The 16,672-nt window shown below is 66.7% G+C and carries 13 protein-coding genes; 7 read left to right on the forward strand and 6 right to left on the reverse strand.

Annotated elements, in window-relative coordinates; genetic code table 11:
* Nucleotides 1–84 precede the first annotated feature (84 nt).
* Entirely contained in the window at nucleotides 85–1,056 is a 972-nt protein-coding gene (locus tag GAK28_RS11220; RefSeq protein WP_291778672.1) for a LysR family transcriptional regulator, read from the forward strand.
* Here the strand turns inward: GAK28_RS11220 and GAK28_RS11225 are convergent.
* A complete protein-coding gene (locus tag GAK28_RS11225) occupies nucleotides 1,006–1,755 on the reverse strand; it encodes a sulfite exporter TauE/SafE family protein (protein WP_291778674.1) in 750 nt (249 codons plus the stop codon). The two genes, GAK28_RS11220 and GAK28_RS11225, sit on opposite strands and share 51 nt — an antisense overlap.
* A 160-nt stretch (nucleotides 1,756–1,915) precedes the next feature.
* Between GAK28_RS11225 and GAK28_RS11230 the strand changes: the two genes are divergently transcribed.
* The 4 genes from GAK28_RS11230 to GAK28_RS11245 are packed head-to-tail and all read left to right on the forward strand — an operon-like array spanning nucleotide 1,916 to nucleotide 7,863.
* Nucleotides 1,916–3,694 carry an assimilatory sulfite reductase (NADPH) flavoprotein subunit gene (locus tag GAK28_RS11230; protein ID WP_291778677.1) on the forward strand — a complete coding sequence of 593 codons (1,779 nt, stop codon included), beginning with the start codon at nucleotides 1,916–1,918 and terminating at the stop codon, nucleotides 3,692–3,694.
* Nucleotides 3,695–3,696: 2 nt separating this feature from the next.
* On the forward strand, nucleotides 3,697–5,376 hold the full coding sequence (cysI, locus tag GAK28_RS11235; RefSeq protein ID WP_291778680.1) for an assimilatory sulfite reductase (NADPH) hemoprotein subunit: 1,680 nt from the start codon (nucleotides 3,697–3,699) through the stop codon (nucleotides 5,374–5,376).
* On the forward strand, nucleotides 5,373–6,065 hold the full coding sequence (locus tag GAK28_RS11240; protein ID WP_291778682.1) for a phosphoadenylyl-sulfate reductase: 693 nt from the start codon (nucleotides 5,373–5,375) through the stop codon (nucleotides 6,063–6,065). Before cysI ends, GAK28_RS11240 begins: the two co-directional genes overlap by 4 nt.
* 28 nt (nucleotides 6,066–6,093) lie before the next feature.
* Nucleotides 6,094–7,863 carry a bifunctional sulfate adenylyltransferase/adenylylsulfate kinase gene (locus GAK28_RS11245; protein ID WP_291778686.1) on the forward strand — a complete coding sequence of 590 codons (1,770 nt, stop codon included), beginning with the start codon at nucleotides 6,094–6,096 and terminating at the stop codon, nucleotides 7,861–7,863.
* On the opposite strand, the gene GAK28_RS11250 is transcribed toward GAK28_RS11245, so the two are convergent.
* A complete protein-coding gene (locus tag GAK28_RS11250; RefSeq protein WP_291778690.1) occupies nucleotides 7,848–8,840 on the reverse strand; it encodes a LysR substrate-binding domain-containing protein in 993 nt (330 codons plus the stop codon). The genes GAK28_RS11245 and GAK28_RS11250 overlap by 16 nt on opposite strands.
* 259 nt (nucleotides 8,841–9,099) lie before the next feature.
* On the opposite strand from GAK28_RS11250, the gene cysG reads away from it, so the two are divergent.
* Nucleotides 9,100–10,512 carry a siroheme synthase CysG gene (gene cysG, locus GAK28_RS11255; protein WP_291778743.1) on the forward strand — a complete coding sequence of 471 codons (1,413 nt, stop codon included), beginning with the start codon at nucleotides 9,100–9,102 and terminating at the stop codon, nucleotides 10,510–10,512.
* On the opposite strand, the gene GAK28_RS11260 is transcribed toward cysG, so the two are convergent.
* The 4 genes from GAK28_RS11260 to GAK28_RS11275 all read right to left on the reverse strand — a co-directional run bounded on the left by GAK28_RS11260 (nucleotide 10,494) and on the right by GAK28_RS11275 (nucleotide 13,757).
* Nucleotides 10,494–10,760 (reverse strand): hypothetical protein, encoded by a 267-nt coding sequence (locus GAK28_RS11260; protein WP_291778692.1) that lies wholly within the window; start codon nucleotides 10,758–10,760, stop codon nucleotides 10,494–10,496. The two genes, cysG and GAK28_RS11260, sit on opposite strands and share 19 nt — an antisense overlap.
* Before the next feature lie 48 nt (nucleotides 10,761–10,808).
* Complete coding sequence (locus tag GAK28_RS11265; RefSeq protein ID WP_291778694.1) at nucleotides 10,809–12,332, reverse strand: M3 family metallopeptidase; 1,524 nt, start codon at nucleotides 12,330–12,332, stop codon at nucleotides 10,809–10,811.
* 43 nt (nucleotides 12,333–12,375) lie between these two features.
* The gene (locus GAK28_RS11270) at nucleotides 12,376–13,143 is read right to left on the reverse strand and encodes an AraC family transcriptional regulator (RefSeq protein WP_291778696.1); all 768 of its coding nucleotides are present in this window, start codon (nucleotides 13,141–13,143) and stop codon (nucleotides 12,376–12,378) included.
* 80 nt (nucleotides 13,144–13,223) lie between these two features.
* Nucleotides 13,224–13,757: a hypothetical protein gene (locus GAK28_RS11275; RefSeq protein ID WP_291778699.1), complete on the reverse strand. Its 534-nt coding sequence runs from the start codon at nucleotides 13,755–13,757 to the stop codon at nucleotides 13,224–13,226.
* Between the two features lie 488 nt (nucleotides 13,758–14,245).
* Between GAK28_RS11275 and GAK28_RS11280 the strand changes: the two genes are divergently transcribed.
* Complete coding sequence (locus GAK28_RS11280; protein ID WP_291778701.1) at nucleotides 14,246–16,654, forward strand: TonB-dependent receptor; 2,409 nt, start codon at nucleotides 14,246–14,248, stop codon at nucleotides 16,652–16,654.
* Nucleotides 16,655–16,672: the final 18 nt, after the last annotated feature.

Genomic DNA, 16,672 nt, shown 5'->3' on the forward strand with positions numbered 1-16,672 from the left:
CAGGATGCCCGTTCCATCGTTTCGGAAATACGTCCTTCCGGACAATTCATCGTAAAGTATGGCTTTACGATCGAGCGCCGGACCATGGCCAGCCCCGAGATCAACCTCAACCGCCTTGCCGTCTTCGTCGCCCTTGTCCGGGCAGGCTCCTTCACGGCCGCCGCCGAGCAACTGGGCACGACCAAGGCCATGGTGAGCCAGCACCTGGCCAAGCTGGAGGAAGAACTGGGGGTGACCCTGCTCCTGCGTAGCACCCGGCGAATGTCGCTCACCGACACCGGCGAGCGCTTCTACGAGGACTGCGCCCGCGTGCTGGCCGACGCCGAGGCTGCCGTAACCCGGCTCGGCGAGTGCCGGGATACCCCGATGGGAACGCTGCGAGTGGCCGCGGCGGGTGACCACGGGCCCGCCATTGTGGCACCGGCGCTGGCCGCCTTCGTCGAGCGTTATCCCCAAGTCGATGTCGAACTGGTGGTCAGCGACACCATCGTCGACCTGATTGCCGAGCGCTTCGATCTCTCCATCCGGATTGGCTGGCTGCGCGACTCCAATCATCGCGCCGCGAAGCTCTCGTGGTTCCGGCAATGTCTGGTCGCGACGCCCGCCTACCTGGCCCGGCGCGGCACTCCGCTGACCCCAGACGACCTCGCGGCCCACGACTGGATCGCCCTGACGGTGCTGTCGTCGCCCACGCGCTGGACGTTCACTGACGACTCGGGTGCCGAGCACGTCGTGCAGACCCGGGCGGTGGCCAGCGCCAACAGCACGCCGGCGGCGCACGCCTTCGTGCTGGCGGGTCTGGGTCTTTCCGTGCTGCCCGATTACCTCGTAGGCGACGACATCGCGGCCGGCCGGCTGGTGGCGCTGCTGCCGGAGTACCACCTGCCGCAGGGCGGCGTCTACGCGGTGTATCCCGGCAAACAGCCACCAGTGAAAGTGCGTGCGTTCATCGATTTGTTGAAGGAGCAGATGGCGTCGATCTGCCCCAACGCGACGCCGCCGTCGTCAGCCAAACGCTCGCGCGACGTTGTTGAGGCCCAGGCCCAGCACGGCTAGCGCCGCCAGCCAGGTCATCGCCCGGGCCGGCACCTTGCGGGCGAAGATCGCGCCGAAGGGCGCCGCGACCATGCCGCCGACGATCAGGCCGCCGACCGAGGCGATATGCGGCGGCCCCACGTGGAACAGGAAGCTCACGCTGGCCGCCGCGCTGACGATGCACTTGGCGACATGCACCGTGCCGACGACGATGCGCGGCGTGGCGCCCCGGGCGATCATCGCCGTGACGTTGATCGCGCTCCAGCCGCCACCGCCGATGGTGTCGGCCAGTCCGGCCAGGAAACCCAGCCAGCGCGGGGCCTTCGCGTCGTCGTCGGTGGTGCGAGGCGGGCGGGCGCCGCGCAGGATCAGGAATACGCCGACGCCCAGCAGATAGGGCGTCAGGGCCAGTTTCATCCAGGTTGCCGGGACATGGCTCACCACGTAAGCGCCGATCGTCGCGCCGACCAGGCCGGGCAGGGCGAGGGTCAGGAGCAGGCGCTTGCGGACATTGCCCGCAAAGTAATGGCTCAGCCCCGAGGCCCCGCAGGTGAAGGTCTCCGCGTAATGCACGCTGGCGCTGGCCAATGCGGGAGGCAGGCCCAGGGCCAGCAGGATGCCGGCCGAGACCACGCCGAAGGCCATGCCTAGCGCGCCGTCCACCAATTGCGCGAGCGCGCCGGCGGCCATGAAGGTGAGAAATTCGGAGAGCGGTGGCATGCGTGTCCCAAGAATACAGCGTCGGCAGAGTATCCGCAGCGCACGATGACGGCGTGAAGTAAGCGTTGGCTATATGGATATGCGAACGCATCCTTTCCGTTGCGATTGACTGCTTTTTAACCTTTGGACGTCCAAATGAACGACAGTCCGAGGTGAGCTTTTGAACGCCGTGGTATCCAATGATGTCGCCGACGCGCCGCTCGACGCCGCGATCCGCGCCGAACTGGCCCGACTTGCGGAAGGCCTCCGACCCGCGCAGCTCTATCGTGCCGCGGCGTGGCTGGCGGCCCGCGCCGAGCAGCCCACGCAGGTCGTAGCCCATGCGTCGGTGGAGCACCTGACGGTGATCTACGGCAGCCAGACCGGCAATGCGAAGCGCGCCGCCGAACACCTCGTCCGCGTGGCCGAGGCGGCCGGCTTGCGCGTCCGCCTGGTTCGCGCCGACGCGTATCCGACCCGCGAACTGGCGCGCGAACGCTTCGTCGCCGTGGTCATCAGCACGCAAGGCGATGGCGATCCGCCGGACGACGCGAAGGGTTTCGTTGAGTTTCTCACCAGCCGTCGCGCGTCGCGCTTGCCGGATTTGCACTTCTCCGTGCTCGCACTGGGCGATTCGTCGTATCCGTTGTACTGCGCCGTGGGCCGTACCATCGATGCGCGCCTGGCCGAACTGGGTGCGACGCGTTTTGCGCCGCTGGCCGAAGCGGATGTCGATGTCGAGACCAACGCTTCGCCCTGGCGCACCACCGCGATCGAAGGTGTTCGCCCGCTATTCCGCAGCGCCAACGTGGTGGCGATCGCGCCCGTTCGTCCCGTCACGTCGCCGCATGATCGCGACCGGCCGTTCGAGGCGGCGGTCCTGCTCAACCAGCCGATCGTCGCCGAAGGCCATGCGCGCGATATCCGCCATGTCGAACTGTCGCTGGAAGGGTCCGGAATCGTCTACGAGCCCGGTGATGCGCTCGGCGTTTGGCCGCGCCAGTCGACGGCGCTGGTGGCGCAGGTGTTGCTCGCCACGAGCCTTGATGGCGATACATCGGTCGAGCGCGATGGCCTTACCTTGCCGTTGTCGACGTGGCTGGAGACGCATCGCGAACTGACGCGGTTGTCCCGGCCGTTCGTCGCCGCGCTGGCGGAACGCTCCACCGATGAAGCGTTGCGCAGGGCGCTCGAACCATCAGGCAACGCGACCTTGCGCGAGTGGCTCGAAACCCTCCAGCCGATCGATCTGCTACGCCGGCATCCGGTGGCATGGACGGCGGACGCGCTGGTTGTCGCGCTGCGTCCGCTGGTGCCGCGCTTGTACTCGATCGCGTCGAGTCACGCAGAGGTCGGCGACGAGGTGCACCTGACGGTGTCGGTCGTTGACTACCGCACGGAGGGCGAAGCGCGTCATGGCGTGGCATCGGCCCACCTGGCGACGGCAGAAGAGGGTGGAACGTTGCGGGTTTTCGTCGAGCGCAACGAACGCTTTCGGCTTCCCGTCGATCCGTCGCGCGACATCGTGATGATCGGCCCGGGGACGGGCGTGGCGCCATTCCGCGCCTTCATCCAGGCACGTCGCGCGCAGGGTGGAACAGGTCGTAACTGGCTGTTCTTCGGCAATCGTCATGCACGCGAGGATTTCCTCTACCAGACCGAATGGCAGGCAGCGCTCAAGGATGGCTCCCTGCACAGGCTCGACCTCGCGTTCTCGCGCGATCGCGGCGGCAAGGTCTACGTGCAGCAGCGGCTGCGTGAGAACGCGGCCGAACTGCACGGCTGGCTTGCCGGTGGTGCTCATCTTTACGTCTGTGGCGACGCGAAGGCGATGGCGGCGGATGTGCATGCCGCGCTCATCGATGCGATCGCGACGCACGGTGCCAAGTCCCACGACGAGGCAAGTGCGTGGTTGGACGAACTCTTGAGGGAAGGGCGCTACGCCCGGGACGTGTATTGACGATGAGCGAGAAACTATCCGACCTCGAACGGATCAAGGCGCAGAGTCGCCAGCTGCGCGGCACGCTGGTTGAAGGGCTGGCCGATCCGGTCACCGGTGCGATCAGCGACGACGACAACAAGCTGCTGAAATTCCACGGCAGCTATCTGCAGGATGACCGCGACCAGCGCGACGAGCGTCGCCGTCGCAAGTTGGAGCCGGCTTATGCCTTCATGCTCCGCGCACGCCTGCCTGGTGGCGTGGTGACGCCGGCGCAATGGCTGGTCTTCGACACGCTGGCGCGCGAGCACGCCAACGGAACGCTGCGCATCACCACGCGGCAGACCTTCCAGTGGCACGGCATCCTCAAGGGCGACCTCAAGCCGGCGATCGCGGCGATCCATGACGCACTGGCCACGAGCATCGCGGCCTGCGGCGACGTGGTGCGCAACGTGGTGAGCACGGCGAATCCGGTGGAAAGCCAGGGCCATGCCGAAGCGTATGCCTGGGCGGCTCGACTGTCCGACGACCTGGCGCCGACGACCCGCGCCTATCACGAGATCTGGCTCGATGGCGAAGCCCTGGTCGGCGAGCCCGAGCCGGAGCCGCTGTACGGCCGAACCTACCTCCCGCGCAAGTTCAAGATCGGCCTCGCCATCCCGCCGCTCAACGATGTGGACGTGTTCTCCCAGGACCTGGGCCTCATCGCCATCGTCGAAGAGGGGCAGCTGCGCGGCTTCAACGTCGCGATCGGCGGTGGCATGGGGGCGACCCATGGCGATCCGAGTACGTATCCCCGGCTGGGCAGTGTCGTCGGCTTCGTTCGTCCCGAGCAGGTATCGGTCGTCGCCGAGGCGGTCGTGTCGGTACAGCGCGACTGGGGCAACCGCGTCGAACGCAAGCATGCGCGGCTCAAGTACACGCTCGACCACCAGGGACTCGATCGTTTCATCGCCGAGGTGGAGCGTCGCGCAGGTACGTCGTTCGAACCCGCGCGTCCCTTCGGCTTCGACCACAACGGCGATCGCTACGGTTGGGTCGAAGGGCACGACGGACGCTGGCACCTCACCCTGCACATCGAATCCGGGCGACTGGCGGATGTCGGTTCGCAACGTTGGCTGAGCGGATTGCGTGAGATCGCTAAGGTGCATGCCGGCGACTTCCGACTGACCTGCAACCAGAACGTGATCGTGGCGAACGTGCCCGCCGGCGAGCGGGCGAGGATCGACACCCTCGTCGCCGAACACGGGCTCGACGGTTACCGGCGGCACAGCGGTATCCGCCGCCATGCGGTGGCTTGTGTCGCCTTGCCCACCTGCGGTCTCGCCATGGCCGAGGCCGAGCGTTACCTGCCGGATATCGTCACGCGCATCGAAGCCTTGCTCGACCGGCATGGGCTGATCGACGCGCCGATCCTGTTGCGGCTATCGGGCTGCCCCAACGGCTGCTCTCGTCCGTATCTGGGTGAAATCGCGCTGGTCGGTCGTGCGCCGGGACGCTACGACTTGCGTCTCGCCGCCGATTTCAGCGGGCAGCGGCTCAACCGCACGTATCGCGAGAACGTGGACGAGTCGACCATCCTCGCCTCGCTGGAGCCGCTTTTCGCCGCCTATGCGAGAGAGCGCAAGGCGGCCGAACATTTCGGCGACTGGCTGTTGCGCAGCGGCGTACTCGATGCGCCCGCGTTGGCGGTGGTGGCATGAGCGTCGTGGATATTGCCGTCGCCGAGGCCTCGCTGGCATCGCTCGACGCCAGGGATCGCATCGCCTGGGCACTGGAACACCTGCCGGGCGCGCACGTGCTGTCGTCGAGCTTCGGCGCACAGGCCGCGGTGTCGCTGCATCTGGCCGTGAGCCTGCGACCGGATTTGCCCGTCGTGGTCGTGGACACCGGCTATCTCTTCCCCGAGACCTATCGTTTCATCGATACGTTGCGTGAGCGCCTGTCGCTGAATCTCCACGTCACGCGCGCGGCCATCGGCCCCACCTGGCAGGAGGCGCGCGACGGTCGGCTCTGGGAGCAGGGCAGCGAGGGCCTGGCGACATACAACCGCATGCGCAAGGTGGAGCCGATGCGCCATGCGCTCGACGAACTGGGCGCAGGCACCTGGATCGCCGGCCTGCGTCGCGACCAGTCGCGCGGACGCGCGGCCACCCCGTTCATCCAGCGCCACGAAGGACGCTGGAAGGTCCATCCCATCGCGGACTGGAGCGACCGCGACGTGGGGCGCTACCTCGTAGCCCACGGCTTGCCCTACCACCCGCTCTGGGACGAGGGATACGTCTCCATCGGCGACACCCACACCACCCGTCGTCTGGAACCGGGCATGGACCCGGAAGACACGCGCTTCTTCGGATGGAAGCGCGAGTGCGGCCTGCACGACTCCGTCTGAGCCACCACCACAAGAAAAGACCCCGACCATGAACCTGCCCGCTTTCGCCACACCGGTCCCGGACGCTGTCCGGCCCCTCCACGCCGTGCCCGCACACGGCGGCGCGCTCAAGGACCTCGCCGTGTCCACCGACGAGGCGGAAGCGCTGCGCCGACACAGCGCCTCGTTGCCGGGCATCGTGCTCGACGCGCAGCAATCCTGCGACCTGGAACTGCTTGTCAGCGGTGCGTTCTCGCCGCTGGAAGGCTTCCTCGGTCGCGCGGACTACGACAGCGTGGTCGAACATCTTCGGCTGGCGGATGGCACGCTGTGGCCCATTCCGATCACGCTCGACGTGGACGCCGCGTTCGCGCAAGGCGTCTCGCCGGGCGACGAACTGGCCTTGCGCGACAAGCAGGGCGTACCGCTGGCGATCCTTGAGGTTGGCGATGTCTGGCAGCCCGACCGCGAACGCGAGGCGTCGCTGGTGTTCGGCACCACGGATCGCCTGCATCCCGGCGCGGCGCGCACGCTGGATCGTGCCGGGACCTTCGCGATCGGTGGTCGGATCCGCGGTATCGCGAGCATTCCGCATTTCGACTTCGCCGAACTGCGCGATACCCCCCGATCCTTGCGTGAGTGGTTCGCGGCCCAGGGCTGGACCCGCATCGTGGCCTTCCAGACACGCAACCCCATGCATCGCGCGCATCGCGAACTGACGCTTCGCGCGGCGGAGAAGGTGGGCGCCAAGCTGCTGATCCATCCGGTGGTCGGCCTGACCAAGCCGGACGACGTGGATCATTACACGCGGGTGCGTTGCTATCGGGCCTTGCTTCCGCAGTACCCGCAGGACAGCGTGAAGCTATCCCTGCTGCCGTTGGCGATGCGCATGGGCGGCCCGCGCGAGGCGCTCTGGCACGCGATCGTGCGCAAAAACTACGGAGCCACGCACTTCATCGTGGGGCGCGATCACGCCGGCCCGGGCAAGGACAGCCATGGCAAGCCGTTTTACGATCCGTTCGCCGCGCAAGCGCTGTTGCAGACCTACGAAAAGGAGCTGGGCATCACCATCGTGCCGTTCCCCGCGATGGTCTATGCCGCCAATCGCGATGTCTACCTGCCCAGCACCGAGGTGGTGGAGAACGACGACGTACGCGACATCTCGGGGACGCAACTGCGCCGTCATCTCCGCGAAGGCACCGAAATCCCGTCGTGGTTCAGTTTCCCCGAGGTGGTGGACATCCTGCGCGAGCGTCATCCAGCACGGGCGGCGCGAGGGTTCGCCCTGTTTTTCACCGGACTTTCCGGCGCGGGCAAGTCGACGATCGCGCAGGCCGTGCTCGCCCGGCTGCTGGAACGCACGGCGCGACCGGTGACCGTGCTGGATGGCGACGAGGTGCGTCGCCACGTGTCGAAGGGCCTGGGTTTCTCACGGGAAGACCGCGACGCCAACGTGACGCGTATCGGCTATATCGCCAGCGAGGTCGTCCGTCATGGCGGCATCGCCATCTGCGCGCCGATCGCGCCCTTCGCCACGGCGCGCGACGAGGCACGTCGTCTGGTCGAGGCGCATGGCAGCTTCATCGAGATCCACGTCGCGACGGCCATCGAAGTCTGCGAGGCGCGCGATCGTAAGGGGCTCTATGCGCAGGCCCGAGCCGGAAAGATCGCCAATTTCACCGGCGTGAACGATCCCTATGAAGTACCCGAGGCCCCCGAGCTAATCCTGGACGGCGATGCCGCCTCCCCGGAGGTGCTGGCCCTCCGGGTGCTCGACCTGCTGTTCGAAAAGGACCTGATCGATCAGGTCGTTTCCTGAGCCGTCCGTCCGCCGCGCTGCCGCCAATGCGGCGCGGCGGGCCATCCGGCAGTCGCTTCACCCGATACGACGCGCCGTACATCGCGAGGATCGATGTGCGGCGCGAACTCGTGGATGAAGTCCAGCAGGTAGTCGCGCGGCACCAATCCATCGCGCAACACGATCCAGGTGGTGCAACGGTCGAATAGATGATCCGCCGGCAAGGCCACGAGATCGCGCTCGTCCGGCGACACCGCCATTTCCGCCAGCACGCCGACACCGAGGCCCTCGCGCACGTAGGTACGGATGAGGTCGCCGTCGCCCGCGGTCATGGCGATGCGCGGACGCAGGCCGGCGGCCACGAAAGTGCGTTGCAACGCCGAATCCGGAAGCATCGACGACTCGTAGCCCACCAGCGGCTGCGCCGCCAATTCCTCCAGCGACGGTGGACGGGCACGGCGGGCAAAGGGATGGTCCTTCGGCACCACGATCGTCCGATTCCAGTGATAGGCGGGCAGGGCGATGCCGGTAAGCGGCGGACCGCCGCTGCCGCTGACCACCGCGAGATCCACGCCACCCGCACGCAGCTGCGGCAGCACACCTGCCTCGCGCCCCGGATTAAGATGCACGCTGACTTCGGGATGTCGCCGTGTGAAGGCACCCACGACATCGGGAAGGGCGAAGCGCGCCTGCGTATGGGTGGTGGCGATGCGCAGGCTGCCCTGGGCTTCGCAGCGCAGGTTGGCGGCGATGGCGAGGATGTTGCCGGCTTCGGCAAGGATGGTGCGTGCCCGGTGGAGGACGCTTTCGCCGGCGGCGGTGACGCCCTGCAGGCTCTTGCCCTTACGCAGGAAGAGCCGGAAGCCGAGTTCGTCTTCCAACTGGCGAAGTTGCTTGGACAGGCCGGGTTGCGTCGCGTGGACGCGCTCGGCGGCGAGTGTGATGTTAAGACCCGCGTCGGCGATGGCGACGAGGTAGCGAAGCTGGACGAGCGTCATGGCGGGGAATCCACGAAAGGCCTGATGCGAGGGCGGCGTTGGAACAGGCGTCGTGGAAACATCGTGCGGGATGCCGGTGGGTGAGCTTCATGCGGGTGGCATCGACGTTCGTCATAAAGACGTCTATACGTCTATTTAACTAAAGTGTCAAGTTTTTGTTGGCTCATAACCGGCAGGCATATCCACGTGCCCAGCGATCATTTCCGGGGCGGTGAAGGCTGCCCTAGCGTTGACATCCCTCATCCGCCGTCGTATCGCCATGTTGCTGTATCCCCTGTTCGCCGATCTGTCCGGCCGCCTTGTTCTCGTTGTCGGGGGAGGTGCCGTGGCGGAGCGGAAGGTCTCGCGCCTGCTCGACGCAGGCGCGATCGTCCGTCTGGTCGCGCCGGAGCTTACCCCCTCGCTGCGCACCTGGACGAACGACGGTCGCGTGGCCCACGTGGCAGCCCTGTTCGACGAAGTGCACCTGAAAGGCGCCTGGCTCGCCATCGCGGCGACCTCGGACACGGTCGTGAACCGACGATTGGCCGACGCCGCCCAACATCGTCGGGTCTGGGCCAATGTCGTCGACGATGCGGAGGCCTCCGCGTTCCATGTGCCGGCCGTGATCGATCGTGCACCGCTGTGCGTGGCGATTTCGAGCGGCGGCCACGCGCCGATGTTCGCCCGTCTCGTCCGCGAACGTCTTGAGGCCTTGCTGGATCCGTCCCTCGGTGCGCTGGCCCTGCTGGCAGGGGCGTTGCGGGACCGCATCCGTCGCCATCTGCCGGCACCGGCGGCGCGGCGCGCGTTCTACGAAACCCTTTTCCACGGGCGGGTCGCGACCCTGCTCCGGTCGGGGCGGCCGGAAGAAGCTCAACAGGCGGCCGAGGAGGAACTGGCGGGCGAACGGTCGGCCGTGACGGGCTCGGTCGTGCTGGTGGGCGCGGGGCCGGGCGATCCCGGCCTGCTGACCCTAAGCGGGCTACGCGCCCTCAACGAGGCGGATGTGATCCTGCACGACCGACTGGTCAGCCCCGAGGTGCTCGCGCTGGCGCGGCGGGACGCCGAGCGCATTGAGGTCGGCAAGGAGGCCGGTCGTCATCACGTCACCCAGGAGCGCATCCATGTGCTGATGATCGCCTTCGCCCGGGCCGGTCGCCGGGTCGTGCGGCTGAAGGGCGGCGATCCCTTTGTCTTCGGCCGCGGTGGGGAAGAGTTGGAAGCCTTGCGGGATGCCGGTGTGCCTTACGAGGTCGTCCCAGGCATCACCGCTGCGCTCGGGTGCGCCGCTTACGCGGGCATTCCGCTGACCCATCGCGACCATGCCCAGTCGGTACGTTTCGCCACGGCGCATTGCCGAGCCGCGGGGGCCGACCTGGATTGGGCGTCGCTCGCACAGGCGCGGCAGACCCTGGTGCTGTACATGGGTGTCGCGGAGGTGGAGACCATCCGCGACAACCTCCTTGCCCACGGCCGCGATGCCGCGACACCGTTCGCGCTGGTGGAAAACGGGTCACGCCCCGAGCAGCGCGTGGTGACCGGCACGCTGGCGGATCTTCCCGACCTGGCGACACGGCATGCCGTGCGCTCGCCGGCGCTGCTGATCGTGGGCGAGGTCGCCGGGCTGGCCGGGCGCCTCGCCTGGTTCGGTGCGAACGACGCGGCGAACGCTTACCGGATCGCGTCGTAGAGTTCGTGCAACGCCTTCGTTTTCGCCCGAAGCAACGCCATGTCCGCGTCCACCAGGTCGCCCGGCGTCATCTCGTGGCCAAAGAAGCGACGCATCACGTCCTTTGGCGGCGCGTCGAACCCTTCCGCCATTAACGCGCCGTAGCGTCGCTGGAAATCCGCAGGGTCTTTCATCGCCATGTCGAACATCTTCGTCGCCCACAAGCCGGCGTAGAGGTAGTTCACAAGGTAGAGCGGGTCCTCGTACATCAGCCGCTTGCCTATCCACGCATGGGCGAGTTCGGGATCAATGGCGGGCTAGATCTCGAAGCGCTTCGTCACGTCGAGGGTGAGGGCATCCAGGTCGGCCGCCTTGCGCACGGTGCCGTGGATCACGCCGTCGTAGATGGATTCTTCCAGCCGGGCTTCTTCGGCCGAGGTGAAGATCTCGAAGGTCATCTCGTCGAGTTGAGATTGCAGGTAGAACGCCTTGGTCTTCGCATCCGGCGCATGGCGGTACAGGTATTCGTAGAGCAGCATCTCGTTGAGGATCGCGATGCCTTCGTGCATCCAGCTCGGACCGTGGTTATAGAACGGCGATACGCCGTGCTCGTTCATGAGCTGACTGTGTATCGCATGGCCGCCTTCATGGGCGACGACGCTGGCCGAGGCGAGGGCATGCGACCACTCGCTGACGAACAGGCCGGCCGGCACGCCGGGCGCGGCAACGGAGAAGGCGTCGCTTTCCCGGTTGCCGCGCGAGGCGGCCAGGTCGGTGCGCTGGTTCGCCGGATCGAGCAGGGCGGTGAAATGGGTGACGTAGTCCTTGCCAAGGGGCGCGAGCGCCTTGGGGATCGTCACGCGCATGGCGTCGTAGTCGAAGGTGGGTGCCGTGAATCCGGCCATCGGCACGCCCATGTCCCACGTGTGCACATCCGGGACAGCCAGGCGCTTGCCTGCGTCCGCGGCGCGCAGTCGTTGGTAGTCCATGAGCACGTCGGCATGCGCTTGCACCGCGGCCACCGTGGCGTCCACGTCCGCGCGATCGAACTGGCGGGCGAAATACGCGGCTTCCGGCGCGTCGGCAAAGTGCTGGAGGCGCGCCGTGCGGTCGTTCAGCCGCACCACGCCGACGAGGATGCTGGCATAGGTTTCGGCCTGGGCCGCGCTGTCGGCCTGGCGGCGTCGCCACGCGTCGCGTCGCACATCACGGTCGGGGTCGTGAGCGAGGGTCGTCGCGTCCTTGTCCACGTCCAGGTCGCCGTGGGCCGTGTGGATCTTGCCGTAGGCCATGGCACGGCGTGTTTTTTGATAGACGTTCCACAGGGCCGTGCCTCCCTGGTCCGACAGGTCGTCCAGGATCTTCTGCTCCCCCTCGGGTAGTTCATGCGGAAGGCTGCGCGTCGCCTTGTCGAGCATGTAGGCGTACTTGCGCAATGCCGGTTCGCTCGTCGCTGCCTTGTCGAAGCCGTCGTTTCCGACGCCGCGCAGCGTCGTGCGCACCTTGAGGGAGAGGGCGCCCAGTGCCGTCCCGGCCTGGGCGTAGCCATCCGACGCCTCGTGATCGTCGATGTCCATCGCCGATCGAAGGTGCATGTAGGCGTTGTGTCGTTGGCCCCGTGCCATCAGGGCTTCCGCGCGTCGGAGGTAGGCCAGCAAGGTGCTGGGCGTCATGGGCGAGGGCGCCGCGAGCGCGGCGATGTCGGCGTCCAGCGCCTTGCGATCCTGCGCTTCGGCGGCAGGGCTGGCGAAGTACGCCGTCTGGTCGATGCGATAGTCGCGGGCCTCAAGCGCGCTGGCGCCGAGGAGGAGAAGGACGGGGATGAGGTGTCGGGTTCGCATGTCGCCAACCTAGCAAGCCGGCGACGGTGTCGCTTTACGCGGATTAGCGCGGCGTGAGGGCGCTTCGCCAGGCGCTGGGCGTGGTCGCGTGGACCGCCCGGAACGAGCGCGAGAACTGGGCGGCGCCGGCAAAGCCGCAGTCCAGGGCGATATTGATCAGCGGCCGGCGCGTGGTGCGTAGCAGGTGGGCGGCCCGGTCGATGCGCAGGCGACGCACGTAATCGCCAATGGTGCATTGGTGGAACTGCCGGAAGCTGCGCGCCAGGTGCACGGGGTGCCGACCGACCACGGCCGCCAAGGCCTCCAGCGTCACCTCGCGCGAGGGATCGTCGTGCAGGTATTCGCGGGCAAGGCGTAGCCAGCGTGGCTCGTGATGGCTTTCGTCTACCAGCCCTTTTGCGGTGACGGCGAGCATGTCCAGGGCGAGTGATTTGGCGGCCAGCGACGAGAAGGCATCGTCGACGCCGATCTCGGCGATGACGCGACGTCCCAGGGCCAGCAGTTCGCTGGACCGGCGGAGCAGGGGGCGGCCATCGAGGCGTGCGGCGTGGTCGTCCAGCACCGCCGTGAGTTCGGCATCGGGCGCGAAGATGACCTTGCGGGCACCCTCCCGCCCGAAGCGCTGGGCATGGGACGCATGGGCGGGGCAGTAGAGCAGGTCGCCCGGGGCATGCTCGTTGCACATGCCGAGGATGCGCTCCTCGTATCCGCCATCCACGACCAGGCAGAACCAGGCCTCGTCGTGGCGATGGGCCTCCATGGCCGCGCCGGAGGCGTAACGCGAAATGTGCATGTCATGGATGCCGCTCATCGTCCGCCTCCCCTGGCGATGTGACGCACCCCGCACTATGCGCCGGGCAAACCTGCCCGGCATGTTCCGCAAGTCACCCTTCAGGAGACCTGGTTGCCCAGTCTCAGGTTGATGCCCAGCGCCGTGGCGATCAGGCGCATGCCTTCGTTGTCACGCGTGGACGTGATCCAGCCAGCGATGGCGTCGTCGTCTTCCGTTTCGCGTGCCCACAAGGTGTAGCCGTGTTCGTTGAGCTGGTCGTAGGCGCGCGAGAAAATATCGCCGGCTTCGATGTCCTCGTGGAACTCGTCGTCGTCCGGATCACCGTCCCAGTCGATCTGCAGGTTCCAGCGTGCCACGAGCTCGTTGATGGCCTCGACGATGGCGCGCGTGTCGTCGCCGTCCACCTCGAAGCCAGCGCGCCAGTCGGTGACCTGGCCCACGATGCGCATGGGGTCCTCGTCGCCCTGGTCCTCGGCTTCCTCCTGGAAGGCCTTGAACTGCTGCGCGGCGCTTTCTTCGTCGCCGGGATTGATCAGCAGCAGCAATTGCCAGACGTAGGATTCGACAGTTTCGTCGCCGTCCTCGTCGTCGAAATCGCGCTCGCGGTCGTAGTCGTCTTCGTAGTCGCTCATGGGGGAAAGGTCTCGTTGATCGGCGCGAATGATGCCATGGCGCGAGCGGGGCGTCGGTGATCGGAAAGGGGGCGGGTCGGTTGACAAATGTACTGTGCGGTGCAACAAATGGCACTCAGGGCCGTCTCCGGACGGTCGTGCCCACTGCCAATCCACCGCTTTCGCGGTCCACCACCAGGCGATCCACAGTCCCAGTGAACGCAACCAACCTCAGCGCGAACAACTCCCCCATGATCCTCGCGGCCGCGCCGCGATGTCAGGTGGTGCGCGCGTGTTGTTGTCGACTGGGCTGAAGCGACACCTCGTCCCTAGCGCGTAGCGCGCTGTCCATGCCCGCGGCCTGATCGCGGGACACGACCTCTTTCACTCCGGCTTACCTGGCCGGCGATGCGTCGCATGCGCGCATCGTCGCCGGGCGGCTGTCCTTTCCGAACCGGCGTGCCATGACGCGCCGGCACCATGCCTCGCATCCAGGGGATCCACGCCTCATGCTTTCTCTCGTACACCGCCGTCGCAAGCCTTTGTTCCTTGCCGTCACCTTCGTCCTCGGTTCGGCCGCCATGCCGGTCTTCGCCCAGGATGCCGACACCGGCAAGGACGCCACGCCGGCGAAGGCCAGCCAGCTCGACACCGTGATCGTCACGGGCACCCGCAGCACCGAGCGCACCGTGTCCAGTTCGTTGCAGCCGATCGACGTCATCACGCCCCAGCAGCTCCAGCAAAGTGGCGCGACCCAGCTCAGCGCCGCGCTCGCGCGCCTGGTGCCGTCGCTGAACTTCCCCCAGCCCACGACGATCAGCGGCGCCGAAGTGGTGCGTCCGGTGACCTTGCGCGGCCTCAGCCCCGACCAGGTGTTGGTGCTCATCGACGGCAAGCGCCAGCATGCGGGCGCCTTCCTCAACCTGGGCGGCGCCATCGGTCGCGGCTCCAACCCGGTCGATCTCAACGCCATTCCGATCTCCGCCATCGAGCGCATCGAGGTGCTGCGCGACGGTCAGTCGGCCCGGTACGGCTCCGACGCCATCGGCGGCGTCATCAACGTGATCCTGAAGAAGGGCGGGGAGGGCGGCCAGGTGACCGCCAAGTTCGGTGGCTACGACGCGGGCGATGGCCTGCAGCGCCAGCTCTCGGCGGATACCGGTTTCAAGCTGGGCGACAAGGGCTCGATCCACGTCGCGATCGATACCCAGAACAACGACTACACCAACCGCGCCGGCCTCGACCAGACCAAGGGGCCGACGTTCAACCAGCGCGTCTATCGCCTGGGCGATCCGGCGATCAAGTCGAACAAGGTGTCGCTGGTCGGGCAGTACGAGTTCAGCAAGGCGGCCGAGGTGTACTTCGAGGCGCTGTATCGTCGTGACCGCGCGGAAACGGCAAGCCTCTACCGTCATCGCAACGATTCCACCAACGTCATCGCGATCTATCCGAACGGCTACCTGCCGATCAGCGTCCCCGTGGTGAACGACACGACGCTGACCGCCGGCTTGCGTGGGCAGGTGGGCGACGGTTGGCACTACGACCTGTCGGCCAGCCATGGCTCCAATGAATACGACCAGCGCAGCCACGAGATCAATGCCGACTGGTACAAGGCCTACGGCTACACGCCGTTCGCCATCCAGGGGGCCGACTACAAGACGCAGCAGCAGGTCGCCAACCTCGACATCGGCAAGGAGTTCTCGCCGTCCTGGCTGCCGAATCCGGTGAGCGTGTCGTTCGGCGTGGAGTACCTGCGCCAGGCGTACAAGGTGCGTCCGGGTGACGCGGTGTCGCAATACGGCGCCAGCGGCGGCATCAAGGGCGACCTCCAGGGCAACTGGCAGCGCCACGACACCTCCGAGTACATCGACCTGGAGACCAACCTCACGGATCGCTTCTCGGTATCGCTTGCGGGTCGCCACGAGAACTACAGCGACTTCGGTGGCACCACCTCGGGGTCGTTGTCCGGTCGCTTCGACTTCACGCCGCGCTTCGCCGTTCGCGGCAGCGTGGGCACCGGTTTCCGTGCGCCCACGCTGGTCCAGCAGCACTATGCGGATATCTCCTCGCAGTTGCAGGACCTGGGTCACGGCCAGGTGATCGTGCAGTCGGGTACGTTCCCGGTGGACTCCAAGCCTGCCAGCCTGCTTGGTGCCGAGAAGCTGAAACCTGAAAAGTCGCGCAGCGCCACGCTGGGCTTCGTCGCCGAGCCGCTCGCGGGCTGGAACGTCAGCGTTGACGCGTACTGGATCAAGATCAGCAACCGCATCAACCTGTCGTCGAACATCCCGGTCGACACGCCGGCGGTGAACAGCTATCTCGTGGCCAATGGCGTCGACGCCAACTACCAGTCGATTCGCTACTTCACCAACGCGGTGAACACGCGTACGCGTGGCCTTGATTTCGTGAGCCAGTACGGCTTCGACTTCTCCAACGGCGACCGTCTCAACACGACGGTGAGCTGGGCCTACAACGAGAACAAGGTCACCAAGGTCAAGGCCAACCCGGCGATCCTCGACGAGTTGGGCGTGGCTGTGCAGCGCGTGGAACGCCGCGAGCGCCTGGGCCTGCTGGGCGATACCAACCCACGTACCAAGCTCGACCTCGGCTTCGACTACCTGCACGGTCGCTGGGCCGGCCATGCCAACGTGCAGCGTTACGGCAGCTACACGGTGTACAGCAACAGCGGCCCGGCGCTTGACCAGAACTTCGCGCATCGCTGGACGCTGGATCTGTCGGCCGACTACAACCTCGACAACTGGACCTTCAGCGCGGGCGCCGACAACGTGTTCAATGCCAAGCCCGGGCAGGTGAAGTACGCCAATTCGACCAGCGGCAACTTCAAGTACAGCCTGTTCTCGCCGCTCAGCTGGAACGGTCGTTACTACTACGCCAGCGTGACGTACCGGTGGAAGTGATGAAGGTACGTACGTTGC

The sequence above is a fragment of the Luteibacter sp. genome (assembly GCF_009912395.1).
GTDB lineage: Bacteria > Pseudomonadota > Gammaproteobacteria > Xanthomonadales > Rhodanobacteraceae > Luteibacter.

Excerpts from the sequence above, each read along its gene's own strand:
- GAK28_RS11220 (WP_291778672.1), top strand. The coding sequence starts at position 85 with ATGGCCAGCCCCGAGATCAACCTCAACCGCCTTGCCGTCTTCGTCGCC.
- GAK28_RS11225 (WP_291778674.1), bottom strand. The coding sequence starts at position 1,755 with ATGCCACCGCTCTCCGAATTTCTCACCTTCATGGCCGCCGGCGCGCTC.
- cysI (WP_291778680.1), top strand. The coding sequence starts at position 3,697 with ATGAGCGAGAAACTATCCGACCTCGAACGGATCAAGGCGCAGAGTCGC.
- GAK28_RS11240 (WP_291778682.1), top strand. The coding sequence starts at position 5,373 with ATGAGCGTCGTGGATATTGCCGTCGCCGAGGCCTCGCTGGCATCGCTC.
- GAK28_RS11245 (WP_291778686.1), top strand. The coding sequence starts at position 6,094 with ATGAACCTGCCCGCTTTCGCCACACCGGTCCCGGACGCTGTCCGGCCC.
- GAK28_RS11250 (WP_291778690.1), bottom strand. The coding sequence starts at position 8,840 with ATGACGCTCGTCCAGCTTCGCTACCTCGTCGCCATCGCCGACGCGGGT.
- cysG (WP_291778743.1), top strand. The coding sequence starts at position 9,100 with ATGTTGCTGTATCCCCTGTTCGCCGATCTGTCCGGCCGCCTTGTTCTC.
- GAK28_RS11260 (WP_291778692.1), bottom strand. The coding sequence starts at position 10,760 with ATGTACGAGGACCCGCTCTACCTTGTGAACTACCTCTACGCCGGCTTG.
- GAK28_RS11265 (WP_291778694.1), bottom strand. The coding sequence starts at position 12,332 with ATGCGAACCCGACACCTCATCCCCGTCCTTCTCCTCCTCGGCGCCAGC.
- GAK28_RS11270 (WP_291778696.1), bottom strand. The coding sequence starts at position 13,143 with ATGAGCGGCATCCATGACATGCACATTTCGCGTTACGCCTCCGGCGCG.
- GAK28_RS11275 (WP_291778699.1), bottom strand. The coding sequence starts at position 13,757 with ATGAGCGACTACGAAGACGACTACGACCGCGAGCGCGATTTCGACGAC.
- GAK28_RS11280 (WP_291778701.1), top strand. The coding sequence starts at position 14,246 with ATGCTTTCTCTCGTACACCGCCGTCGCAAGCCTTTGTTCCTTGCCGTC.